At 73.5% G+C, this 22,647-nt stretch carries 22 protein-coding genes; 11 read left to right on the top strand and 11 right to left on the bottom strand.

The features are described from left to right. Positions 1–27: 27 nt before the first annotated feature. The 6 genes from BMW85_RS22285 to BMW85_RS22310 all read right to left on the bottom strand — a co-directional run bounded on the left by BMW85_RS22285 (position 28) and on the right by BMW85_RS22310 (position 4,752). The gene (locus BMW85_RS22285; protein WP_091084472.1) at positions 28–822 is read right to left on the bottom strand and encodes an amino acid ABC transporter permease; all 795 of its coding nucleotides are present in this window, start codon (positions 820–822) and stop codon (positions 28–30) included. Beyond that, a complete protein-coding gene (locus tag BMW85_RS22290) occupies positions 819–1,487 on the bottom strand; it encodes an amino acid ABC transporter permease (protein ID WP_091084475.1) in 669 nt (222 codons plus the stop codon). Before BMW85_RS22290 ends, BMW85_RS22285 begins: the two co-directional genes overlap by 4 nt. A 5-nt stretch (positions 1,488–1,492) precedes the next feature. Then, entirely contained in the window at positions 1,493–2,320 is an 828-nt protein-coding gene (locus BMW85_RS22295; protein WP_091084478.1) for a glutamate ABC transporter substrate-binding protein, read from the bottom strand. Between the two features lie 13 nt (positions 2,321–2,333). Beyond that, positions 2,334–3,077: an amino acid ABC transporter ATP-binding protein gene (locus BMW85_RS22300; RefSeq protein ID WP_091084480.1), complete on the bottom strand. Its 744-nt coding sequence runs from the start codon at positions 3,075–3,077 to the stop codon at positions 2,334–2,336. Between the two features lie 104 nt (positions 3,078–3,181). After that, positions 3,182–4,057 carry a glutamate ABC transporter substrate-binding protein gene (locus BMW85_RS22305; RefSeq protein WP_245774997.1) on the bottom strand — a complete coding sequence of 292 codons (876 nt, stop codon included), beginning with the start codon at positions 4,055–4,057 and terminating at the stop codon, positions 3,182–3,184. A gap of 8 nt (positions 4,058–4,065) precedes the next feature. Beyond that, the gene (locus BMW85_RS22310) at positions 4,066–4,752 is read right to left on the bottom strand and encodes a response regulator (protein WP_091084483.1); all 687 of its coding nucleotides are present in this window, start codon (positions 4,750–4,752) and stop codon (positions 4,066–4,068) included. Between the two features lie 157 nt (positions 4,753–4,909). Between BMW85_RS22310 and BMW85_RS22315 the strand changes: the two genes are divergently transcribed. Further along, entirely contained in the window at positions 4,910–7,744 is a 2,835-nt protein-coding gene (locus BMW85_RS22315) for a hybrid sensor histidine kinase/response regulator (RefSeq protein ID WP_091084486.1), read from the top strand. 6 nt (positions 7,745–7,750) lie between these two features. On the opposite strand, the gene BMW85_RS22320 is transcribed toward BMW85_RS22315, so the two are convergent. Beyond that, a complete protein-coding gene (locus BMW85_RS22320; protein WP_218155883.1) occupies positions 7,751–8,812 on the bottom strand; it encodes a DUF5685 family protein in 1,062 nt (353 codons plus the stop codon). A 152-nt stretch (positions 8,813–8,964) separates the two neighbouring features. On the opposite strand from BMW85_RS22320, the gene BMW85_RS22325 reads away from it, so the two are divergent. The 6 genes from BMW85_RS22325 to BMW85_RS22350 all read left to right on the top strand — a co-directional run bounded on the left by BMW85_RS22325 (position 8,965) and on the right by BMW85_RS22350 (position 14,052). Then, the gene (locus tag BMW85_RS22325; protein ID WP_091084489.1) at positions 8,965–9,879 is read left to right on the top strand and encodes an ATP-binding cassette domain-containing protein; all 915 of its coding nucleotides are present in this window, start codon (positions 8,965–8,967) and stop codon (positions 9,877–9,879) included. After that, positions 9,876–10,706 (top strand): hypothetical protein, encoded by an 831-nt coding sequence (locus BMW85_RS22330; RefSeq protein WP_091084491.1) that lies wholly within the window; start codon positions 9,876–9,878, stop codon positions 10,704–10,706. Before BMW85_RS22325 ends, BMW85_RS22330 begins: the two co-directional genes overlap by 4 nt. A gap of 44 nt (positions 10,707–10,750) precedes the next feature. Further along, a complete protein-coding gene (locus BMW85_RS22335; RefSeq protein WP_091084494.1) occupies positions 10,751–11,950 on the top strand; it encodes a sensor histidine kinase in 1,200 nt (399 codons plus the stop codon). Beyond that, positions 11,941–12,585, top strand: coding sequence for a response regulator (locus BMW85_RS22340; protein ID WP_091084496.1), 645 nt, complete (start codon positions 11,941–11,943; stop codon positions 12,583–12,585). The genes BMW85_RS22335 and BMW85_RS22340 overlap by 10 nt, the downstream gene beginning before the upstream one ends. An 85-nt stretch (positions 12,586–12,670) precedes the next feature. Further along, complete coding sequence (locus BMW85_RS22345; protein WP_091084498.1) at positions 12,671–13,480, top strand: transglutaminase family protein; 810 nt, start codon at positions 12,671–12,673, stop codon at positions 13,478–13,480. 92 nt (positions 13,481–13,572) lie between these two features. Beyond that, complete coding sequence (locus BMW85_RS22350) at positions 13,573–14,052, top strand: sensor histidine kinase (protein ID WP_091084500.1); 480 nt, start codon at positions 13,573–13,575, stop codon at positions 14,050–14,052. Here BMW85_RS22350 and BMW85_RS22355 read toward each other — a convergent pair. Then, positions 14,006–15,316, bottom strand: a complete 1,311-nt coding sequence (locus tag BMW85_RS22355; protein ID WP_091084503.1) for an MFS transporter — start codon at positions 15,314–15,316, stop codon at positions 14,006–14,008. The genes BMW85_RS22350 and BMW85_RS22355 overlap by 47 nt on opposite strands. A gap of 63 nt (positions 15,317–15,379) precedes the next feature. On the opposite strand from BMW85_RS22355, the gene BMW85_RS22360 reads away from it, so the two are divergent. Both BMW85_RS22360 and BMW85_RS22365 read left to right on the top strand, forming a co-directional pair. Further along, the gene (locus tag BMW85_RS22360) at positions 15,380–16,411 is read left to right on the top strand and encodes a LysR family transcriptional regulator (protein ID WP_091084506.1); all 1,032 of its coding nucleotides are present in this window, start codon (positions 15,380–15,382) and stop codon (positions 16,409–16,411) included. Positions 16,412–16,415: 4 nt separating this feature from the next. Continuing rightward, entirely contained in the window at positions 16,416–16,775 is a 360-nt protein-coding gene (locus tag BMW85_RS22365) for a hypothetical protein (RefSeq protein ID WP_218155884.1), read from the top strand. A gap of 26 nt (positions 16,776–16,801) precedes the next feature. Here the strand turns inward: BMW85_RS22365 and BMW85_RS22370 are convergent, their stop codons facing one another. From BMW85_RS22370 to BMW85_RS22380, 3 genes are read right to left on the bottom strand one after another with little or no spacing between them, the layout of a single operon-like run. Further along, positions 16,802–18,319: an acyl-CoA synthetase gene (locus BMW85_RS22370; RefSeq protein ID WP_091084508.1), complete on the bottom strand. Its 1,518-nt coding sequence runs from the start codon at positions 18,317–18,319 to the stop codon at positions 16,802–16,804. A gap of 38 nt (positions 18,320–18,357) precedes the next feature. Next, complete coding sequence (locus BMW85_RS22375; RefSeq protein ID WP_091084510.1) at positions 18,358–19,311, bottom strand: adenylate/guanylate cyclase domain-containing protein; 954 nt, start codon at positions 19,309–19,311, stop codon at positions 18,358–18,360. 29 nt (positions 19,312–19,340) lie between these two features. Further along, positions 19,341–20,108, bottom strand: coding sequence for a FadR/GntR family transcriptional regulator (locus BMW85_RS22380; RefSeq protein WP_091084511.1), 768 nt, complete (start codon positions 20,106–20,108; stop codon positions 19,341–19,343). Between the two features lie 89 nt (positions 20,109–20,197). Here BMW85_RS22380 and BMW85_RS22385 point away from each other — a divergent pair, with 89 nt between their 5' ends. Together BMW85_RS22385 and BMW85_RS22390 are read left to right on the top strand one after the other, a co-directional pair. Then, positions 20,198–21,694, top strand: coding sequence for an ABC transporter substrate-binding protein (locus BMW85_RS22385; protein ID WP_091084514.1), 1,497 nt, complete (start codon positions 20,198–20,200; stop codon positions 21,692–21,694). A gap of 7 nt (positions 21,695–21,701) precedes the next feature. After that, positions 21,702–22,640, top strand: a complete 939-nt coding sequence (locus BMW85_RS22390; RefSeq protein WP_091084516.1) for an ABC transporter permease — start codon at positions 21,702–21,704, stop codon at positions 22,638–22,640. Positions 22,641–22,647 lie beyond the last annotated feature (7 nt).

Consider the following 22,647-nt stretch of genomic DNA (forward strand, 5'->3'; position numbering starts at 1 on the left):
TGTGCGGGCTCCCGGCGGATGGGCAGGTCAGGCCGCGCCCAGCCGGTGGGCGAGGCGGTCCAGCGAGGTGTTGATGGCGATGAAGATCGCCGCGATGAGGATCGCGGCCGGGATGACGTTGGAGAAGTTCGCGGCGATGCCGTTCAGTCCCCGGTCCACCAGCTCGTCGTAGCCGACGATGAGCCCGAGCGCCGAGTCCTTCAGCAGCACGATGAACTGGCTGACCAGCGCGGGCAGCATCACCCGCACGCCCTGCGGCAGCAGCACCAGCCGCATGACCTGGCTCTTGCGCATGCCGACCGCGTACGCCGCCTCGCGCTGCCCCTTCGGCAGGCTCAGCACCCCGGCCCGGACGATCTCCGCGATCACCGACCCGTTGTAGAGCGTGAGCCCGAAGACCACCGCGGCGAAGGCCGAGATGTTCACCCCGATGACCATGTACGAGCCGAAGAACGCGAAGAAGATCAGCAGCAGCAGCGGCACCGAACGGAAGAACTCCACCACGGCGGCCGCCGGCACCCGGATCCAGGCGTGCTCCGACATCCTCGCCACCGCGAAGACCAGCCCGAACAGCCCGGCCAGCAGCACCCCGGCCACGGCCGCGCCGAGCGTCCCGGCCAGGCCGGGCAGGATGAACGTGGCCCACACGTCGCCGCGCAGCAGCGGCAGCCACTTGTCGGCGGCCCACTGGTCCTTCTCGTCGAAGCGCACGTACACGACGTAGGCGATGGCGAGCAGGACGAGCGTGACCGCCCCGGCCAGCACGCGGTTGCGGCGCACGCCGCGCGGGCCGGGAGGTTCGTAGAGGTTGGCGTAACTCATCGGGCCACCGCCATCCGCCGCGACAGCCAGCCGAACAGCAGGCCCATCGGCAGGCAGAGCAGCACGAACCCGGCGGCGAAGCCGAGGAAGATCTGGATCACCTGGTCCCCGTACGTCTCGATCATCTCCCGCATCCGGACCGACGCCTCGCTCACGCCCACCACCAGGGCGATCGTGGTGTTCTTGGTCAGCGCGATGAGGATGCTGCCGAGCGGCGCCACCACCGCGCGGAACGCCTGCGGCAGCGTGATCAGCCGGAGCGTCTTGACGAAGCCGAGCCCGAGCGAGCGGGCCGCCTCGGCCTGCCCGACGGGCACCGTGTTCAGCCCGGAGCGCAGCGCCTCGCACACGAACGCCGAGGTGTAGGCGGTCAGCCCGATGCAGGCGAGCCAGAAGTTGTTGGTCGCGATGTCGTCGGACAGCTCCACGCCCAGGTTCGCGCCGACGCCGAGGCCGGTGAACAGCAGCACCAGCGTGAGCGGGGTGTTACGGGCCACCGACACGTACGTGCCCGCCGCCGCCCGCAGCGCGGCGAGCGGCGCGACCCGCATGGCGGTCAGCAGCGTCCCCAGCACCAGGGAGCCGAGCGCGCTGACCGCCGTGAGCCTGATCGTCATCCAGAACGCGGCGAGGATCGTGTCGCCTTCGATCAGCAGGGCTTCCATACCGATCAGTACCGCTCCAGCTGCGGAGCCTGCGGGACGGCGAAGCCGGAGGCGCCGACGCTGGCCTGCAGCGCCTTGGTCCAGCTCCCGTCGGCGAACATCTTCTCCAGCGCGTCGTTGACCGCCTTGCGGCCGGCCGTGTCGTCCTTCTTCAGGCCGATGCCGTACTTCTCGGTGCTGAACGGCTTGCCGACGACCTTGAGCTTGCCGTTGTGCTGCGCGGCGTAGCCCGCCAGGATGACGTTGTCGGTGGTGATCGCGTCGAGCTGGCCGCCGAGGACCCGGTCCACGCACGCCGAGTACGTCCGCTCCTCCTGGAGCTGCACCTCCTTGGCGTACTCCGACTTGACCTTCTGCGCGGGGGTGGAGCCGGCGACCGAGCACAGCTTCTTGCCGTTCAGCGTCTCCGGCCCGGTCAGCGAGGAGTCGTCGGCCCGGACCAGCAGGTCCTGCCCGGCCACGAAGTACGGCCCGGCGAAGGACACCTTCTGCTTGCGGGCGTCGGTGATCGAGTACGTGGCCACGACCAGGTCCACCTGGCCCTGCTCGATGAACGCCTCCCGGTTGGCCGACACCGTCTCCTTGAAGGTGATGCCGTCGGGCTCGACGCCGAGCTGCTTGGCGACGTACTTGGCGACCTCGACGTCGAAGCCGGTGAACGCGCCGTCGGGAGTGCGCAGCCCCAGCCCGGGCTGGTCCGCCTTGACCCCGATGACCAGCTTCTTCTCGTTCTTCGCCTTGTCCACCACGGAGTCGTAGCTGTCCTGACCGCCGCCGCAGGCGGTGGCGAGGACCATGACGGCGAACACCGCGTAGAGGGACCTTCCGAACATGACGTGCGCTCCTTTAGTGCGTGAGGATCTTTGCGAGGAAGGACTGGGCGCGCTCGCTGCCGGGCGCCGTGAAGAATCCGTCAGGGGTGTCCTGCTCGACGATCTCGCCGTCGGCCATGAAGACCACCCGGTCGGCGGCCCGCCGGGCGAAGCCCATCTCGTGGGTGACGACGACCATGGTCATGCCGTCACGGGCCAGCGCGGTCATGACCTCCAGGACCTCGTTGACCATCTCGGGGTCGAGCGCCGAGGTGGGCTCGTCGAAGAGGATCACCTTCGGGTCCATGGCCAGGGCTCGGGCGATCGCCACCCGCTGCTGCTGGCCGCCGGAGAGCTGGGCGGGGTACTTGGCGGCCTGGCCGCCGATCCCCACCCGGTCGAGCAGTTCGCGGGCCTTGCGCTCGGCGGCGTCCTTCGGCCTCTTCAGCACGTGCACCTGGCCCAGGACGACGTTGTCCAGGACGGTCTTGTGCGCGAAGAGGTTGAAGGACTGGAAGACCATGCCGACCTCGGCCCGCAGCCGGGCCAGCGCCTTGCCCTCGGCGGGCAGCGGCGTGCCGTCCACGGTGATCGTGCCCGCGTCGATGGTCTCCAGCCGGTTGATGGCACGGCACAGGGTCGACTTGCCCGCCCCGGACGGGCCGATGATCACCACGACCTCGCCCTTGGAGACGGTCAGATCGACGTCCCTCAGCACGTGGTGGTCGCCGAAGCGTTTGTTGACCCGGTCCAGGACGATCAGGGCCTCCTGTGTCATGCGTCACGCTCCTTGTCTCGGTCCGCGATGGCGTAACCGTAGGAGCCGCGTGGCGCGCGGAAGGGCTTGTGATCCTTCTGCTCAGGAATCGGGCCGGATCGTGCTCAGCGGGACGACGGCTTGGAGCTCTCCGAGGTGGCCCCGGACACGCCGATCGTGTCCCGGTAGGCGCGCTCCCACTCGCCGCCGGCCAGCCAGCGGTCGATCAGGCCGTTGAGGTAGTCGCGGAAGGCCAGGTCGTCCTTGCGGATGCCGATCCCGTACGGCTCGCGCCCGAACGGCTTGCCGACCACCCGCAGCGCGTCGGGATGCTGCGCCTGGAGGCCGAGCAGGATCGTGTCGTCGGTGCTGAGCGCGTCCACGCGGCCGGACAGCAGGGCCGGCACGCACACGCTGTAGGTGTCGGTGATCTCCAGGCGGGCCCCGGACACCTCGGTGCGCAGCCGGTCCACGGAGGTGGAGCCGATGGCCGTGCAGACGGTCCTGCCGTCGAGGTCGGCCACGCCGTGGATGCGGGTGTCGGCCGCCCGGATGAGCAGGTCCTGGCCCGCGTAGTAGTACGGGTCGGTGAAGGTCACCAGGCGGGCGCGGGCCGGGGTGATCGAGTAGGTGGCGATGACCAGGTCCACGATGCGCTGGGAGATGAAGTTCTCCCGCTCGCGCGAGACGGTCTCGACGAAGCGGATGTTGCGTTCGCTGCCGGTGAGGTCGCGGGCGACCAGGCGGGCGATCTCGGCGTCGAAGCCGGTGATCCGCCCGGTGGCGGGGTCCTTGTAGCCGAACATGGGCTGGTCGAACTTGATGCCGACGACCAGGACGCCGCGATCCCTGATGCGGGCCATGGTCGAGCCCTCGGGGAACGGGTCGGCCTGCCCGCAGCCGGCCGGCACCAGGCACAGTACGAGGCACAGCAGCGCGGCGAGCGGGCGGGTGATCGGGTTCATCGTGCTGGTCATCCGGCTGGTCGTCGTGCTGGTCATGCGGCCTGTCATCTGGCGCGGTAACGGTGCTGGGGCCGGCCGGTGGGACCGTACCTCGGCCGGGTCTCCACCAGGCCCCGGTCGACCAGGTGCTCCAGGTAGCGGCGGGCGGTGGCGCGGCTGACGCCGATGCTGGCGGCCAGCTCGTGCGCCGAGACGTCCTCGGCGACCTCGGCCAGCGCGTCCAGCACGGTCTGCTCGGTGGCCGCGGAGATGCTCTTCGGCCGGAACGGCTGGTCGGTGTGGAGCGAGCGGAAGATGCGGTCGATCTCCTGCTGCTCGGCGAAGCGGCCGCTCGCCTCCAGTTGCTCGGCGGTGGCGGCGTAGCGCAGCAGCGTCTGCTCCAGGGTGCCGGTGCGGGTGGGCTTGACCAGGTAGTAGAGGGCGCCGCGCTGGATGGCGGCGCGTACGGTCGCCGACTCCTTGCGGCCGGAGATGACGATGACGTCCGCGGGCGGCTGCTCGGGGCGTCTCAGCCGGTGCGCCACCTCCAGCCCCGGCAGGTCGGGCAGGTGCAGGTCGAGCAGGATCAGGCGCGGCGCGAAACGGGTGGCGGCGGCGAGCGCCGCGTGGCCGCTGTGGGCGATGCCCACCACTCTGAACCCGAGCACCCGGTTGACCTGCGCCTGCAAGGCGGCCGTCACGACCGGGTCGTCGTCCACGATGAGTACGGTGATGTCCCTGGACTGAGGCACCGCACGCTCCTCGCTCCATCTGACAGAGGTTCAGTGCAGCTTAGGTGGCTTTTGCTAATAAAGATCGACTTTAGCGCATTTTGCTCAAGCTGATCCTCCCACCGGCGGCTGATCCCTCCTAGTCTGGAGCCGGGTGATCGGGAGGAGACGGACGCCGGTGAGATGGCTGCTCGCGGTGACGGCCCTGTGGACACTGCTCGGCCTGCTGCCCTTGGCGCTGCTGACCTCCTCCAGCATCAGCCTGTCCGAGCAGGCGATGAGCAACGAGGTCAGCGACCGGGTCAAGACCACCGCCTCGGTGAGCCGGGTCGTCGTGGAGCAGCAGATGGGCTCGCTCAAGCAGCTCGTCGTCGCCTTCGCCGAGCAGCCCCGCGTCCGCGAGGCCGTCAAGGACGCCGACGCCGAGACCCTGCGCGGCTACCTCGCCGAGCTCAAGCGCAGCCGCGACGACGGCGTCAGCGGCCTCATCCTCACCTCGTCCGAGGGCGAGATGCTGGGCGCCGAGCCGCCGAGCGCCCTGCCCCAGGACATCGGCAACTCCGACTGGTACCGCGCGGTGCGCGACCGCCGGCAGGCGCACGTCTCGCAGGCGTACACGCCCACCATGCGGGACGTCTCCCGCGCCGTCGCCGTCGCCGCGCCCATCCCCAGCGCCGACGGCGAGCGCATGCTCGGCATCCTCACCGTCGTCTACAGCCTGGACGCCATCCAGCGCTTCGCCGAGGAGGCCGCCAAGGCGCAGAACATCCGGCTGCTCATCACCGACCGGGCCGGCGTGCTCGTGGCCGACCCCGGCAGGAAGCTGTACGCCCTCACCTCGCTGCGCGAGGACCCGCGCGTGGACGCGGCGCTGGCCGGCCGCACCTGGAACGGCAGCTTCCGCGGCATCGACGGCACCGTCCTGTCGGCCTCCGAGCCCATCCCCAGCATCGGCTGGACGGTGACCGCCGAGGTGTCGGCGTCCGAGGCGCTCGCCTCCGCCGAGCAGCTGCGCGGCACCGTCGTCACCGTCGCCGGCCTGCTCGCCCTGCTCATCCTCATCGGCCTCGGCATCCAGATCCACTCCACCCGCGGCCGCCGCCGCGCCCAGGCCACGCTCGCCCGCTACGCCGCCGAACTGGCCGCCGCCAGGGACGAGGCGGTCAGCGCCTCCAGCGCCAAGTCGGAGTTCCTGGCCAAGATCAGCCACGAGATCCGCACCCCGATCAACGGCGTGCTCGGCATGAACTCCCTGCTCATGGGCACTCGCCTGGACGAGGAGCAGCGCCACTACGCCAGCACCGCCCAGGAGTCCGCCCAGAACGTCCTGCGCCTGCTCGACGACTTCCTCGACCTGTCCAGGATCGAGGCCGGCCACCTCCAGGTGGAGGACGACCCGTTCGACCTGCCCCGCCTGTGCGACGAGGTGGTGGCGCCGCTCGCGCCGCTCGCCTACGAGCAGGGACTCTGGCTGACGCTCCGCCTCGACGAGAACGTGCCCCGCCAGGTCGCCGGCGACCCAGCGCGGCTGCGGCAGATCCTGGTGAACCTGGTCGGCAACGCGCTGAAGTTCACCGTCCAGGGCGGCGTGGACCTGCACGTCTCCCTGGAGGAGGGCGAGCCGGGCGAGCCGCGGGTGACGCTGCGCTTCGCCGTCTCCGACACCGGCGTCGGCGTCCCGCCGGACGACCGCGAGCGGGTCTTCGGCGTCTTCCGCCAGGTCGACTCGCCCATCACCCGCCGCACCGGCGGCAGCGGCCTCGGCCTCGCCATCGCCCGGCAGCTCACCGAGCTGATGGGCGGCGAGATCGGGCTCGACAGCGTGGAGGGCGTCGGCAGCCGGTTCTGGGTGCGGCTGCCGATGGACGTGCTCACCTGGTCGGAACCGGGAGCCGGGGCGCTGCAGGGGCGGCGGGCCCTCGTCGCCGACGCCCGCCCCGAGGACCGGGCGCTCACCGGGCGCTACCTGTCCGAGGCCGGGCTCGCCGTCGAGGAGACCAGGGACGCCCGCTCGGCGCTGGTGCTGCTGCGCACGGCGGCGGCCGGCGGCGGCCCGTACGAGCTGGCCGTCGTCGCCCTCGACCTCGGCGCCGAGGGAAGCGGCTCGCTCGCGCACGCCATCCTCAGCGACCCGCTGCTCCAGAGCACCAGCGTGGTCGTGGTCGTCACGCCCGGCCGGGCCCGTTTCGCCTGGCCGGCCGCCGCCGGCGAGCGGGCCGTGCAGTCGATCACCCGGCCGCTCAGCCGCCGCCGCCTGCTCGCCGCCGTCGAGAACGCCCTCGGCGTCGCGGAAGGCTGCCCCGGGGAGCCGCGCGAGCTCGTCCAGGACCCGGCGGCGGAGCCCGGCGGCGTACGCATCCTGGTCGCCGAGGACGACGAGGTCAGCCGCCAGGTCGCCATGCTCGTCCTGCGCCAGGCCGGGCACGAGGTGGACACCGTGGACGACGGCGCGCAGGCGGTGCGGGCCGTCCTGACCGGCGGGTACGACCTGGTGTTCATGGACTGCCAGCTCCCCGTGCTCGACGGCCTCGCCGCCACCGCCGAGATCCGGCGGCGCGAGGAGACGCGCACCCCCATCATCGCCATGACCGCCGCCGCCATGCCGGACGACCGCGTCCGCTGCCTGGAGGCCGGCATGGACGACCACCTGGCCAAACCGGTGGACTGGCCCCGGGTGCTGGCCAGGATCCCCGAGTGGGCCTCCTACGGCAGCCTGCCGCCGGAGCTGGCCGGGCTGTCGCCGGAGGCGGTCGCGGACGTGGCGCAGGCGTACCTGGCGACCGCGCGGCGCACCTTCGAGGACCTGCGCGCCGCCGCGGACGCCGGCGACCACGCGCGGCTGGAGGCACTGGCGCACCGGCTCATGGGGAGCTGCGCGACCGTGGGCGCGACCCGGGAGGCCGAGCTGTGCCGCCGGGTCGAGGACCTGGCGCGGGCCGGCGCCGTCGAGCGGGAGGCCGTCGAGGAGCTGGACGAGCTGCTCAAGGAGACGCCCCAGTGGATGCTCGGCTGAGCGGCGTCAGTTGCCGCAGCCGTCGCAGCTGCTGCAGCACGTGCAGCAGTTGCAGCAGTTGCACACCTCGAAGCAGCTCCCGTCGCCGAAGTAGCAGCGCTGCTCGCACGGGCGGCCGGCGCGCTTGCTCCAGCGCGGACGCCAGATCCCGCAGGTGAAGAACGTCGCGACGCCCGCCGCCGACTTCCTGATCCAGCCCGGCCGCTTGTAGGAGGCGGTCTCGGCGAAGGCGCGGTCCACGGCCCGCCCTACCTCGGTGATCAGCAGCGCGTCCACCAGGTGCCGGTCCTCGAACGCGGCCTCACGCAGCGCCAGCTCCAGCCCGTGGGCCGCGTCCTCGCACAGCCGCCGCGCCTCCCGCGCCGGGGTGGCGGTGACGGTCAGCGGGTTGAACGCGCCGCGCGCCTCGTCGGCGGCGCGGTCCTCGACCGCGTCCAACAGGTGCGCGAGGCGGCCGAAGAACCGGCCCGCCTCGGCCAGCGCGGCCGCGTTGCCCGGCCGTCCGGCCAGCTCGGCGGTGTGCGCGAACGCCGCCGCCACCGCCTCCTCCGTGGGCGCGGTCAGCGTGAGCACGCCCGTCGCCGGCCCGGCGGAGCGTTCCACGTCGAGCTGGCGGTCCACCGTGGCGGCCAGCGCGACGGCGTCGAAGCCCACCCCGGCCGCGAGCCTGGCCCCGCCCTCCTGCCAGCGGGCCGCCAGCCTCCGCCGGGCCGCCACCGTGCCGAAGGCGGCCTCCCCGTCGGCCACGTGGTCGCGCAGCTTGCCCGCGGCCAGCACCAGCGAGACCGCCGCCGCCAGCCGGGCCCCGCCCGCCCGCGCGTCCACCACCTCGGCCGGGCGGAACCCGCGCAGCGCGCACGGCCCCGCCGTCCGGCGCGGCCCCGTGCCGGACGGGAGCTGGGCCTCGGTCAGGACGGACACGACCAGCGTGTCGTAGTTGGTGGCCAGCCGCGCCCCGTGACCCTGCCCGTCGCGTAACGTCAGGCACAATCCGCACAGATGCGCCCGCCACGCCTGCATCAAGGACGGGCAGCCGTGCGCCGCGCACGGGCGGAGAATTCCGAACACAAGACCTCACTCAGGGATGAACATTCCGGCTGGCGCGCATCGTAGGGCCTGCCGCCGCTCCCCGGCATCCCCACCATGGGGGTTTACCGCCATCGAAGTCTGCGGTCCGCCCCCATGGCCGGGGCCCGCCCGCCCGCCTACCGTGAGGCGGCGTGATCAGACTGACGGGACTGAGCAAACGGTACGGCGACCGCCTCGCCCTCGACGACCTGACCCTCGACGTCCGGCCCGGCGCGGTGACCGGCTTCCTCGGGCCGAACGGCGCCGGCAAGTCGACCACCATGCGGCTGATCCTGGGCCTCGACCGGCCCACGGCGGGCGCCGCGCTCGTGGGCGGCGTCCCGTACCGGCGGATCAGGAACCCCCTCCGCACGGTCGGCGCGCTGCTGGACGCGCGGGCGCTGCACCCGGCCCGCACCGGCCACGCCCACCTGGTGGCGCTGGCGCGGAGCAACGGCATCCCGCGCAAGCGGGTCGGCGAGGTGCTGGAGACGGTCGGCCTCGCGGGCGCGGCCCACCGCAGGGCGGGGGCGCTGTCGCTGGGCATGAGCCAGCGGCTCGGCATCGCGGCGGCGCTGCTCGGCGACCCCGAGGTGCTGCTGTTCGACGAGCCCGTCAACGGGCTCGACCCGGACGGGGTGCGGTGGGTGCGCGGGCTCATGCGCTCCCTCGCCGGCGAGGGCCGGACGGTGTTCGTCTCCAGCCACCTCATGAGCGAGATGCAGCTCACCGCCGACCACCTGGTGGTGATCGGCAAGGGCCGGCTCATCGCCGACGCGCCGCTCGCCGAGGTCATCGCGGGCAGCTCGCTGACGGCCGTGGTCGTCCGCACCCCGCACGCCAGGGAACTGGCCGCCCTGCTGCGCGCCGCCGGGGTCGAGGTGACCAGGTCGGGCGAGAACGAGCTGGTCACGACCGGCGCGCCCGTCGAACGCGTCGGCGACCTGGCGTACGAGGCCGGCGTCAGGCTGCACGGGCTGCGGGTCAGGGAGGCGTCGCTGGAGCAGGCCTACCACGAGCTGACCGAGGGCGACGTCGAGTACGGCGCGGGAAGGAGAGGCGCGTGAGCGCGACGACGGGACAGGACGTCGGGGGCGTACGCGTCCTGTGGCAGGCGGCCGGGGCCGAATGGGCGAAGCTGTGGTCGGTGCGGTCCACGTGGTGGTGCCTCGCCGGGGCGTTCGCGCTCATGGTGCTCGCCGCCGTGACCCTCGGCGGCGCGTCCGCCACCGAGGCCCTGCGCCCGGCCGGGCCGTCGTCCGCCGCGCCCGTGCCGGCCAGCGAGGCGGCCGTGTCGGCGACGTCGTTCGCCCAGTTCGCCCTGGTGGCGCTGGCCATGCTGACCATCACCGCCGAGTACGCCTCGGGCTCGATCCGGGTCACCCTCCAGGCCGTCCCCGTACGCGGGGTGATGCTGGCCGCCAAGGCGCTGGTGCTCGCGCCCGTGATGGCCGCCACGGGCGTGCTGTCGGGCGCGGCGGCGACCGCTGCCGTGTACGCGCTGCTGTCGCTCGACGTGTTCGGCGGCCTGGTCGTCCTGCCGATGGGCGAGGTCGTGCGGGACCTCGCCGGCGTCGGGGTGTACTTCGCGCTGATCGCGGTGCTCACCCTCGGCGCCGGGGCGGCCCTGCGCAGCGCGGCCGGGACGCTGACCGTCGTGTTCATGCTGCTGATGGGGTTGCCGCTGCTGCTGATGATGACCGGCAGCGGGCCGGCGGTGGCGATGTCGCTGCGGATGCCGCTGTTCGCGGGGCTGGCGTTCATGGGCAGCGCGGACAACATGACCGGGGGGCCGATCCCGTACTCGGCGGGGGAGGGCCTGGCCTGGCTCCTCGCCTGGACGGCGGCGTCCCTCGCCACCGGCCACGCGGTCCTGCGCCGCCGTGACGCCTAGACTGCGCCGGGGCCGTCCCCTTCATGGAGCAAGGGAGTGAGCAGGTGACGCGGGGTGCGAGCACGGCAGCCGGTCGGCCTTCCCCGGCGCGGGCGCCCGTCGGCGTGCTGCTCGGCACGGTCACGGGGGCCGCCGGGCTGGCGCTGATCTGCCTGGGCTGGCCCGCGCTCCTCGTCCCCGCCGCCCGTCCCGCCGCCGGGCGGGTCGTCGCGCGGCTGGCGGCGCTCGAACGGCGCAGGCTCGCCCGCTGGTACGGCCACGAGAGCGCGGGGGAGGGCGGGCTCGCATTCGTCGCCGCGCGGGCCTTGGTGGGCACGTTCGCCGGGTACGCCTGCTTCAACGCGCTGTTCCTCGCCGTCCTGCTGCTGCTCGGCGGGCTGTGGGACCTCGTGCGGGGCGGCTCGGAGCCGGTGCCGGTCACCCTGCCCGGCGTACGCGTCGTGACCAGCAGCGGCGCGCTCGGCCTGACCGCCGGGCTGGCCGCGCTCACCCTGACCGCCCTGCTGACCCTGGCCGCCGCCGCGCTCGACCGGGCCGTCGCCGCCCGCTTCCTCGGCCCCGACCGCCAGGAACGGCTGCGCCGCCGCGTCGTCGAGCTGACCGCGTCCCGCACCGGCATCGTCAGGGCCGTGGACGACGAGCGCCGCCGCATCGAGCGGGACCTGCACGACGGCGTCCAGCAGCGCGGCGTCGCCCTCGCCATGCTCCTCGGCCGCGCCCGCCACCAGATCGCCTCGGACGGGGCCGCCTCCGGCGAGGCCGGCCGGGCCCGCGCCGCCGAGCTGATCGACCAGGCCTACACCGAGTCCCGCCGCCTCCTCGACGAGCTGCGCGGCGTGGCCTGGCGCATCTACCCGACCGCCCTGGACGAGCTGGGGCTGCGGGCCGCGCTCGACGGCGCCGCCGAACGGGCCGGGGTGCCGGTCACCGTGCACTACGGGCTGGCCGGGCGGCCGGTCGCCGAGGTCGAGACCGCCCTGTACTTCGTGGCCCGCGAGGCGATCACCAACGCGGTCAAGCACGCCGCCGCCCGTGACATCCTGGTGGTGCTGAGCGAGGACGAGCGGACGGTGAGCGTGGCCATCTCGGACGACGGCAGGGGCGGCGCCGACCCGGCGGGCGGCGGGCTGTCCGGCCTGGCCAGGCGGGTGCGGGCCCTCGACGGCGAGCTGAGCGTGCACAGCCCGCCCGGCGGCCCCACGAAGGTCACCGCCACCCTGCCCAAGGCGCCCGCGTGCGGCTGATCCTCGCCGACGACTCCGTGCTGCTGCGCGAAGGGCTGACGCGGCTGCTCGACGAGGCCGGCCACGAGGTGGTCGCCGCCGTCGCCGACGCGCCCGCGCTGCTCGACGCCGTCGAACAGCACCGTCCCGACGTGGCCGTGATCGACGTGCGCATGCCGCCCACCCACCGCGACGAGGGGCTGCGGGCCGCACTGGAGATCCGCGAGCGCCACCCGGAGATCGGCGTGCTGGTCCTGTCCCAGTACGTCGAGCAGCACTACGCCGCCCGGCTCCTCGCCGGCTCCACCGAAGGGCTGGGCTACCTGCTGAAGGACAGGGTCTCCGAGGTGGCCGAGTTCCTCGGCGCGCTGGAGCGGGTCCGGACGGGCGGCACGGCACTCGACCCGGAGGTCGTCCGCAGCCTCCTGGCCCGCGCCACCCGCGCCGACCCGCTGAGCCGGCTCAGCCCGCGCGAGGCCGAGGTGCTGCGCCACCTCGCCGAGGGCCTGACCAACGCCGCCGTCGCCGAGCGCCTGCACGTCTCGCTCAGCACCGTCGAGAAGCACGTCAACGCCGTCATGGACAAGCTCGACCTGCCCCGCGACCCCGGATACAGCCGCCGGGTGCTCGCCGTCCTGCGCTACCTCGGCGGCTGAGGACCGCTCGTAACATCCGGTGCCGCCCGGCGAAACATGCCTCTCCTACCCTCCGCCGCAAGGCGGGCAACAGAGAGGCGATGGCATGGGCTGGCGCTTGAAGGTCTCGCACGTGACGCACGTGGAGTACGACGGCGAGGCGCACTCCTCCTACAACGAGGTCAGGATGACCCCGGCGCACAACGTGCTCTCCAGCCGGGTCACCGTGACCCCGTACGTTCCCGTCTTCACCTACGAGGACTACTGGGGGACGAAGGTGACCTCGTTCGACGTGATGGAGCCGCACACGTCGCTGACGGTCGAGGCCGTGAGCAGGGTCGAGACGGGCGGGCCGCCCCGGCGCGTGGCGGCCGGTTACGACCCGTCGCTGAAGGAGCTGCTGCGTACGACCCCGATGACCGCCGTCGGCCCCGAGCTGGAGGAGCTGGCCAGGGTCCAGGCGCTCGGACGCGACCCCCAAGGGACGGCCGGGGCGATCGGCGAGATGGTGGCGGCAAGGGTGACGTGCCTGCCGGGCCCGGCGGGCGTGCGGACCTCCGCGCGGGAGGCGTGGGACCTCGGCGAGGGCGCCTGCCAGGACCTGGCCCACCTGACGGCGGGCCTGCTGCGCGCCGCCGGGCTGCCCGCCCGCTACGTCTCCGGCTACCTGCACCCCCGGCCCGACGCGGACGTCGGCGAGCCGGTGGAGGGGCAGAGCCACGCCTGGGTGGAGTACTGGGCCGGGGAGTGGCTGCCGCTCGACCCGGCAGGTCGCGGCCACGTCGGCGAGGCGCACGTCGTGGTCGCCCGAGGACGTGACCACTCCGACGTGCCGCCGCTCAAGGGCGTGCACCGGGGCCCGGCCGGCAGCCGCCAGGAGGTCACGGTGACCCTCACCCGGCTTGCGCCGGCTTAGCTGCACACCGGCTCAACACTTTCTCAACGCCGTGCCGCGCATGCTGTCCGCAGCACCTCCGGGAGCGGGGGAACGGCGTAGAGGAGGCCACCATGATCGGCAAGATCGCGAACGGACCGGCGAGCACATGCGGGGGCGGGCTCGCCACCGGTTCGACCGGCGGAGCCGCGGACGGCGGTTTCGCGGTCGCGTTGCGGCGTTGCCTGGACGAGTGGTCGCGGCGGACGGGGATCGCCGTCGAGACGTGGGCGCTGCCGGCGGGCGAGGTCCCCCTGCGGGCCGCCCGCGCCGTGCCGGCCGCGATCCGTGAGGCCCTGACGCTGGCCGGACGCGAGACGGCGGCGGTCTCGCTGGTGTCGGTCGCGGTGACCGGCGGCGCCGGCGGCCTGCGCATGACGGTCAGCGACAACGGCGCGGGCCTGCCCGTGGACGAGAGCGGGCCGGAGGTCATGGCCATGCGGGCCGCCTTCGCCGCGGTGGGCGGCACGATCTCGGTGCGCGCGGTGCCCGGCGAGGGCACGACCGTCACCGGCGTGCTGCCTCCGCGGCGACCCGGCCGCCGCCGTCCGTGAGCGCCGTGGCGCGGGCCCGGCCGCTGGTGAGGAGGACGGCGAGGGCGGCGAGCAGGAGCCAGGCCGTGGTCAGCGCGATGAGCCACGGCCAGCCCGCGCCGCCGTACACCACGCTGCCCACGGTGCCGCCCGCGCCGCTGCCCAGGTAGTAGCAGAGCGTGTAGAGCCCGGCGGCCCGCCCCCTGGTGCGGGGCGACGCCTGCGCGGTCACCCAGGCGTTGGCGATGGCGTGCGCCGCGAAGAACCCGGCCGTCAGCACGGCGAACCCCAGGGCGATCACCGGCAGCGCCGGGTGCAGGGTCAGCGCCGACCCCGCGACGGTGACGAGCAGCGCGGTCACCAGCGCCGCCGTCCGCCCGAAGCGCCCCGCCAGCCGCCCGGCCGCCGCCGACGACATGGTGCCCATCGCGTACGACAGGAACACGAGGGACGCCGCGGCCGGGGCGAGCGACAGCGGCGGCGCCGCCAGCCGGAACCCGGCCGCGTTGTAGAGCGCCACGAACGCCCCCATGGCCAGCGCCCCCACCGCGCAGGGCACCCACACCCCGGCCCCGATCGGCCCCCGCCGCTCGCCCGAGACGCGCTCCTGCGGGACGGCGGGCGTGCCCGTACCCGTCCCCCCGCCCGTCCCTCCGCCCGTCCCCGCGCCCGTCCTCGGGAGGGTCAGGGCCGCGAACAGGGCGCACGCCAGCGCGACCGCGGCCACCACGGCCAGGGATCCGTGCCAGCCCAGGGGAGCGGCGGCGAAGCCGGTGCCGAGCCGGCCGAGCATGCCGCCCACCGAGTTCCCGGCGATCATCGCGCCGACCGCCGCCGCGAGCCGCTTCGTCCCCAGCGCGTCCGCCAGGTACGCCGCCGCCACCCCCGCGAACCCGGCGATCGCCACCCCCTGCACGGCCCGCATGCCGAGCAGCACCGGGAAGGTCGGCGCGAGCGGCAGCAGCAGCCCGAGCACCGCCGACACGAGCACCGACCACACGATCACCCGTCGCCGCCCTATCCGCTCGGCCAGCGCCGCGACCGGCAGCACCGCGACGGCGAGCGCCCCCGTGGCCACGCCGACGGCCAGCGACGCGCTCCCCGGGTCCAGCCGGAACCCCTCGGCGAGCTGCGGCAGCACCGGCTGCGGCGCGTAGAGCAGCGCGAACGACGACAGCCCGCCCGCCGCGACGGCCGCGCTGACCCGCCGCGTCCCGCGGGTGCCCGGCGTGGTGCCGATGGGCACGGCGTCGTTCCGTACCTGCTGCCGCTCGTGAAGGACCATGCCGCCAACGCTAAGCAAAGCTAATAAATGCGTCCAATACCGAGATGAGCGATAATTCATACCGTGACGTATGAATCGCCGGAGGCCGCCGACGACCGGCTGGCCGCCCGCCTGGCGCCCGCACTCGCCCTGCTCGCCGCCGTCGGCGAGACCGGCCACGTGACCCGCGCCGCCGAGCAGCTCGGCATCCCGCAGCCCACCGCCAGCCGCCGCCTCGCCGCCCTTTCCGACCTGGTCGGCGCGCCGCTGGTGCTCCCGTCCGGCCGCGGCATCCGGCTGACCAGGACGGGCCGTACGCTGGCCGCCGCCTCCGGCCGGGCGCTCGGCGCGCTCGCCACGGCGGCCCGCGAGGTGCGGGAGGAGATCGACCCGGCCAGCGGGCGCGTCGTCCTCGGCTTCCTGCACCTGCTCGGCCGCACGCTGGTCCCGTCGCTCATCCGGCGCTTCCGCGAGCGCAACCCCGGCGTGCGCTTCAGCCTGGCGCAGGGCTCGCGCCAGGACATGCTGCGCGCCCTCCGCGAGGGGGACATCGACCTGGTCTTCGTCGCCCCCATGCCGCTCGGCGACCCGGACCTCGCCGGGCGGCCGCTCGCCGACCAGGAGCTGGTCCTGGCCGTGCCCCCGGGGCACCGCCTCGCCGGGCGGGCGCGGGTGCGGGCGGCGGAGCTGGAGGGGGAGGAGCTGGTGACGCTGGAGCACGGGTACGGGCTCCGTCAGATCACCGACGACCTGTGCGCGGCGGCCGGGTTCGAGCCGCGCATCGCCTTCGAGGGCCAGGAGTCGGAGACCGTACGCGGCCTGGTGGCGGCGGGCCTCGGCGTGGCCGTCCTGCCCAGCACCGACCCCGGCCTGGGCGCGCCGGCCCGCACCGACCCCGGCCTGGGCGCGCCGGCCCGCACCGACTCCACCTCGGCCGTCGCCGGGGTCGTGGAGGTTCCGATGTCGCCGCCGCTGTTCCGGACGATCGGGGTGTGCTGGGTGGCCGGCGAGCGCCTGACCCCCGCCGCCCGCGCCTTCCGCGACCACGCCTGCGCCGCGCCCCTGGACCTCGGCCCGGGCTTCCGCCCGCCCACCGTCCCGGGCACGCCAGACTGATCACATGACGCACGACACCTCGGCCATCACCCATGACGCGCAGGACGGGGACGCGGGCATCCCCGGCTCGCTGGCGCGGGCGCTCGGCGACGTGGCCGCCGAGCGGGCCGCGCAGGACGCCAGGTTCGGCATGCAGGAGCTGCCCGACGGCACCGGCGGCGCCGACGCGGCGGACCGCTCGGCCGAGGCCCGCGACGAGACGGATGCGGCGGACCGGGCCGGCACGCTCACCTGGCGGCACATCCTGGCCGAGGAGGTGCTGGAGGCGTTCGCCGAGACCGACCCCGGCCGGCTGCGCGCCGAGCTGGTCCAGGTCGCCGCCGTCGCCGTCAAGTGGGTGCAGGCCCTCGACCGCCGCCCGTGACCCGCCGCCCGTGACGGGGGCGGGCCTCAGAACGCCTCGCGCAGCTCCCGCTTGAGCACCTTGCCCGAGGCGTTCTTCGGCAGCGCCGCCACGAACGTCACCCGCTTCGGCGTCTTGAACGGCGCCAGCCGCTCCCGCAGGAACGCCACCAGCTCCTCCTCGGTGAGCGAGGCCCCGTCGCGCACCACCACGGCGGCGGTCACCGCCTCGATCCACCGCTCGTCCGGCACCCCGAACACGGCCGCCTCCGCCACCGCAGGATGCTGGTAGATGGCCTCCTCGACCTCCCGGCTCGCCACGTTCTCGCCGCCGGTCTTGATCATGTCCTTCTTGCGGTCCACCACGGACAGGTAGCCGTCGGCGTCCATGACGCCCAGGTCGCCGCTGTGGAACCAGCCGCCGCGGAACGCCTCGGCGGTCTTGTCCGGGTCGTTCCAGTAGCCGAGCATGGCGTGCGGGCTGCGGTGCACGATCTCGCCCACCACGCCGGGCGGCACCGGCCGGTCCTCGTCGTCGACGATCCTCGTCTCGACGTTCAGCGCGGGCCGGCCCGCCGAGCCGAGCCGGGTCAGCTGCTCGTCGGGGCCGAGGATCGTGGCGACCGGCGCCATCTCGGTCTGGCCGTAGAAGTTGAACAGCCGCACCTGGGGCAGCCGGGCCGCGATCTCCTTCAGCACCTCCACGGGCATGATGGAGGCGCCGTAGTAGCCCTTGCGCAGCGACGACAGGTCGCGCCGGTCGAAGTCGGGGTGGCGCAGCAGGCCGATCCAGACGGTCGGCGGGCAGAACAGCTTGGTCGCCCGCTCGGCTTCCACGGCGGCCAGGATCGCGCCGGGGTCGGCGCCGGGCAGCACGATGTTGGTGGCCCCGAGGTAGATGCCGGGCGTCAGGAAGCAGTGGAGCTGGGCGCAGTGGTAGAGCGGCAGGGCGTGCACCTCGATGTCGTCGTGGCGCATCTCGCCGTCCACGGCGCAGGTGACGTACTGGGCGATGAGGCCGCGGCTGGACAGCGTCGCGCCCTTGGGCCGCGACTCGGTGCCGCTGGTGTACATCAGCTGGATCGGGTCGTCGTCGGCGATCTCGGTGGACGGCTCGCCGTCGTCGTCGTGCGCCGCCCACTCGGCGAAGGGCTCCCACCCCGCGTACGAGCCGATGACCCCGCGCACCCGTACCCCTTCGCCCGCCGCCGCGGCGGCCACCGGGGCCAGCGCCTCCTCCACGAGCAGCCCGATCGCGCCGGAGTGCTCCAGGATGTAGCCGACCTCGTCGGACTTCAGCATGAAGTTGATCGGCACGGAGACGGCCCCCAGCCGGGCCAGCGCGAAGTACGCCATCACGAACGCGTCGTTGTTGTGGCTGAGCACGGCGAACCTGTCGCCCTTCCCGACGCCGCGCGCGGCGAGGGCGTTGGCCACCCGGTTGACGGCCCGGTCGAGGTCGGCGTAGCTGTGCCGCCGGTCGCCGTGCACGAGGGCGGTCTTGGCGGGGTGACGGGCGGCCGAGCGCCGCAGCAGGTCACCGATGGCATGCTGGCGAGTGGTCAAGGGGCACCCCTCAATGGGCAGAACGATGTTCGGTGATCCTAACCCCGCGTCACCGTGAACGGCGCGAGCTCACCCAGTCCCCGCACCGACAGCCGGTTGACCTCCCGCAACTGGAAGGCCCGGTCGCCCTCCAGCTCCTCGGCCATCTCCGGCCCGGCCAGGATCGTTCCAGGGAGCGCCAGCGCGGTCAGCCGGCTGGCCAGGTTGACCGTGGTGCCGAACACGTCGCCCATCCGCCAGACCACCGGCCCGGTGGCGAGTCCCACCCGCAGCTCCGGCATGCCCTTGGCGCGCGGGTGCTCCACCAGCCGCAGCGCGATCTCGGCCACCACGTGCGCCTTGTCGGAGACGAACAGCACCGAGTCGCCGAGCGTCTTGACCACCCGCCCGCCGCCGGAGGTGACGATGTCGGCCGAGGTGCCCTCGAACCTGTCGATCAGCCGGGCCAGCTCGCTGCCGGTGATCTGCCGGCTCAGCCGGGTGAAGGCCACCAGGTCGGCGAAGCCCACCGACAGCCGTACCGCGCTCATGTCCTGCTCGGCGATGCGGCCGGCGGCGGCGGCGAGCTGCCGCTGCCAGGCGTAGACCAGCAGCCGCGCCAGCTCCGGCACCACCTTCTCGGCCCGCCGCCGCCAGGCCCGCGGCCGGTCGGCGAGCGGCACCCCGGCCTGGTCCAGCTCCTCCACGCCCAGCTCGGCCTGCGACTCGGCGAGGCGCGCCGTGGCCCGGCCGAGCGAGCGGGCCAGCAGCAGCACGTGCTCCTCGTCGTAGAGGCCGGAGCTGACCATGCCGATCATGGTCTTCAGCGCCTCGACGTCGGAGTCGGTGAACTCGACGGCGTCGTCGGCCACGTTGGCGAAGCCGAGGGCGCGCCAGAACCGCCGCGCGCGATAGACCGGAACCCCCGCCATCTCGGCGACCTGATGGCTGGTGTATCGGCGCGGCTCGCGCAGAAACGCCTCTATCAGCCCGTCCCCATCCACGCGCCCCACGGGGGAAACATAACACCCTGTGGGGCAAATCACTCCAGAAGGGCTCGCAGGGCGGCGCGTTCGTCGGCGGGGAGATGGCCTGCGTAGGAGTCGTACGTCCACTGCCGGGTCAGCCGGGCGGCCAGCGGGCCGTCGCCGGCGCGCAGGGCGGCGATGACGTCCTCGTGGTGCGCGACGCCGCGGCGCATCAGCGCCTCCCGGTCCGGCGCCCGCGCGAGCCGGTCCTCGACGAGGCCGGCCATGACGGCACGGACCACGTCCGTGCAGACCTGGATGAGCTTGTTGCCGCCGGCCCGCGCCACCGCGTCGTGGAAGGCAGTGTCAGCCGCGCCGAAACCGGCGACGTCAGCCGCGCCGAAACCGGTGGCGCCGGCCGCCTTCATGTCCTCCACCGCCGCCGCCATCTCCGCCAGGTGCTCCTCGGTGCGCAGGCGCGCGGCGAGCAGCACCGCCGTCGCGTCCAGCACCATCCTGAACTGCGCCAGCTCGCCCAGCGACAGCTCCGACACCCGGGCCAGCGTGGTCATCGACTTCTTCAGCACGACGGGGGAGAACGGCAGCACCTCCGCGCCGTTGGGGTCGCCGGGCCGCGAACGGACCAGGCCGCGCGCCTGCAGCACCCGCAGCGCCTCGCGCACCGTGGAGCGGCCGACCGAGAACTGCACCATCAGCTCCCGCTCGCTCGGCAGCCGCTCGCCCGGGGTCAGCGCCCCGCTCTCCACGGCCTCCTCGATCTGCTCCACCACCCGCTCGTACGCCCGCACGGCGCGCACCGGCTCGAACCGCGGACCACCCATGGACGCCCCCTTGACCCGAACCGCCGCACACTGGCAGTGTGCGTAGCCTACTGGTCAGACCAGTGGACTAGCCAGGAGGCGGCAAGAGCATGAGGCGCATCGGGATCTGGATCGCCGTGGGCGGTCTCCTGCTGGGCACCGCCGCGTGCGGCGGCGGCTCCGGGGGCGGTCCGGGCACCGGGGGCACCCCCAAGGCCGCGTCGTTGTCGGTCGGCGCCGTCGCCGAGCCCGCCAACCTCGACTTCACCTCCACCGAGGGCGCCGCGATCCCGCAGGCGCTGCTCGTCAACGTCTACGAGGGCCTGGTCAAGCTCGACCAGAACGGCAGGATCGTCCCTCTGCTGGCCGAGAAGTGGGACGTCTCCGGCGACCGCAGGACCTACACCTTCACCCTGCGCCCCGGCGTGAAGTTCAGCAGCGGCGCCCCGTTCACCGCCGACGACGTGGTCTTCTCCCTCGACCGGGTCAGGAGCGACTGGAAGCTCAAGATCAAGGCCCAGCTCGACGTCGTCGACAAGGTCGAGAAGAAGGACGACACGACCGCCGTCGTCACGCTCAAGCGCCCCAGCAACGGCTTCCTGTACGCGATGGCGACCAGGCTCGGCGCGATGTTCAGCCGCACCGGCGTCGCCGACCTGCCCAACAAGCCCGTCGGCACCGGCCCGTACGTGCTCGGCGAATGGCGGCGCGGCGACTCGCTCCGGCTCGACGCCAACCCCTCCTACTGGGGGACGAAGCCGGCCCTGTCGTCGGTCACGCTGAAGTACTTCAAGGACGCCACGGCGATGAACAACGCCCTGCTCACCGGCGGCATCGACGTCATCTCCAGCGTCCAGGCCCCCGAGTCGCTGCAGCAGTTCGCCGACCCCGGCCGCTTCCAGGTCATCGAGGGCACTACCAACGGCGAGGTCGTGCTGTCGATGAACAACGGCCGCCCGCCGTTCGACGACAAGAGCGTGCGCCAGGCTGTCCGGCACGCCATCGACCACAAGGCGCTGCTCGACACCGCCTGGGCCGGGCGCGGCCAGCTCATCGGCTCGATGACGCCGCCCACCGACCCCTGGTACGAGGACCGCACCGGCGACTACCCCTACGACCCGGCCAAGGCCAAGGAACTGCTCGGCGGGAAGACCTACACCGTCAAGATGCGCATCCCCAACCTGCCGTACGCGGTGGCGAGCGCCCAGGTCGTCAAGTCGCAGCTCGCGCAGGTGGGCATCACGGCCGACATCGAGCCGCTGGAGTTCCCCGCCCGCTGGCTCGACCAGGTGTTCAGCAAGGGCGACTACGACCTGTCCATCATCAACCACGTCGAGCCTCGCGACATGGGCATCTTCGCCGACAAGTCCTACTACTTCCGCTACGACAACCCCGAGTTCGGCAAGCTCCTCGCCGCCGCCGACGAGGGCACCGAGCAGGAGCAGACCGACGCGCTCAAGCAGGCCGCCAAGCTGCTGTCCGACGACGCCGCCGCCGACTGGCTCTTCCTGTTCCCCAACCTGATCGTGGCCAAGAAGGGCGTCACCGGCCTGCCCCAGAACGCCATCGCGGAGTCCTTCGACTTCACCGCGCTCGCCAAGCAGTGACCCCCGCATGACCCTCTACCTGGTCAGACGCCTGGCGGTGCTGGTGGCGAGCACCGCCGTGGCGGGGGTCGTCGTCTTCGCGTTCATGGCGCTGCTGCCCGGCGACCCGGCCGAGATCGCCCTCGGCGTCAACGCCACCCCGGAGGCCGTCGCCGAGCTGCGCGCGCAGTTCGGCACCGACCGGCCGCCGGTGACGCAGTTCCTCGACTGGTTCGGCGGCCTCGCCCAGGGCGACTTCGGCACCTCCTACGTCACCAGCGCCCCCATCGGCCCGCAGATCTCCGACCGGCTCGGCGTCACCGCCGTGCTCGTGCTCGGCGGCATGGCCGTCGCGCTGGCCGTCGCGGTGCCGCTCGGCACGTACGCCGCCGTCCACCACCGCGACCCGCTCGGCGCGGCCCTCAGCGCGCTCAGCCAGGTCGGCATCGCCGTCCCCGCGTTCCTCGCCGGCATCCTGCTGGTGTTCGTCTTCGCCGTACGGGCCCAGGTGCTGCCCTCCGGCGGCTACGTCCCGCTCGCCGAGGACCCGGGGGAGTGGCTGCGGAGCCTGCTGCTGCCGTGGCTGTCGCTCGGCCTGGTGCAGGGCGCCGTACTGACCCGGTACGTGCGCAGCGCCGTCCTCGACGTCCTGCGCGAGGACTACCTGCGCACCGCCCGCGCCAAGGGCCGTGGCCGCACCGGCGCGCTGTGGCGGCACGGCCTGCGCAACGCCTCCGTGCCCGTCGTCACCGTGCTCGGGCTGCAACTGGCCACGCTGCTGATCGGCGCGGTCGTGGTCGAGCGCGTCTTCGTCATCCCCGGCCTCGGCGACCTGCTGCTCAACGGCGTCGCCGGGCGTGACCTGCTGCTCGTCCAGGGCGTGGTGATGGTGCTGGTGGCGGCCGTGCTGCTGATCAACTTCGTGGTGGACGTGGCCTACCACCTGCTCGACCCGAGGCTGCGATGAGAGGGCT

The sequence above is a fragment of the Nonomuraea wenchangensis genome (assembly GCF_900111685.1).
Classification (GTDB): Bacteria; Actinomycetota; Actinomycetes; order Streptosporangiales; family Streptosporangiaceae; genus Nonomuraea; species Nonomuraea wenchangensis.

Coding starts and splice junctions, on each gene's coding strand:
- BMW85_RS22285 (WP_091084472.1), bottom strand. CDS start 822: ATGAGTTACGCCAACCTCTACGAACCTCCCGGCCCGCGCGGCGTGCGC.
- BMW85_RS22290 (WP_091084475.1), bottom strand. CDS start 1,487: ATGGAAGCCCTGCTGATCGAAGGCGACACGATCCTCGCCGCGTTCTGG.
- BMW85_RS22295 (WP_091084478.1), bottom strand. CDS start 2,320: ATGTTCGGAAGGTCCCTCTACGCGGTGTTCGCCGTCATGGTCCTCGCC.
- BMW85_RS22300 (WP_091084480.1), bottom strand. CDS start 3,077: ATGACACAGGAGGCCCTGATCGTCCTGGACCGGGTCAACAAACGCTTC.
- BMW85_RS22305 (WP_245774997.1), bottom strand. CDS start 4,057: ATGACCAGCACGACGACCAGCCGGATGACCAGCACGATGAACCCGATC.
- BMW85_RS22345 (WP_091084498.1), top strand. CDS start 12,671: ATGGGCTGGCGCTTGAAGGTCTCGCACGTGACGCACGTGGAGTACGAC.
- BMW85_RS22350 (WP_091084500.1), top strand. CDS start 13,573: ATGATCGGCAAGATCGCGAACGGACCGGCGAGCACATGCGGGGGCGGG.
- BMW85_RS22355 (WP_091084503.1), bottom strand. CDS start 15,316: ATGGTCCTTCACGAGCGGCAGCAGGTACGGAACGACGCCGTGCCCATC.
- BMW85_RS22365 (WP_218155884.1), top strand. CDS start 16,416: ATGACGCACGACACCTCGGCCATCACCCATGACGCGCAGGACGGGGAC.
- BMW85_RS22380 (WP_091084511.1), bottom strand. CDS start 20,108: ATGGGTGGTCCGCGGTTCGAGCCGGTGCGCGCCGTGCGGGCGTACGAG.
- BMW85_RS22385 (WP_091084514.1), top strand. CDS start 20,198: ATGAGGCGCATCGGGATCTGGATCGCCGTGGGCGGTCTCCTGCTGGGC.
- BMW85_RS22390 (WP_091084516.1), top strand. CDS start 21,702: ATGACCCTCTACCTGGTCAGACGCCTGGCGGTGCTGGTGGCGAGCACC.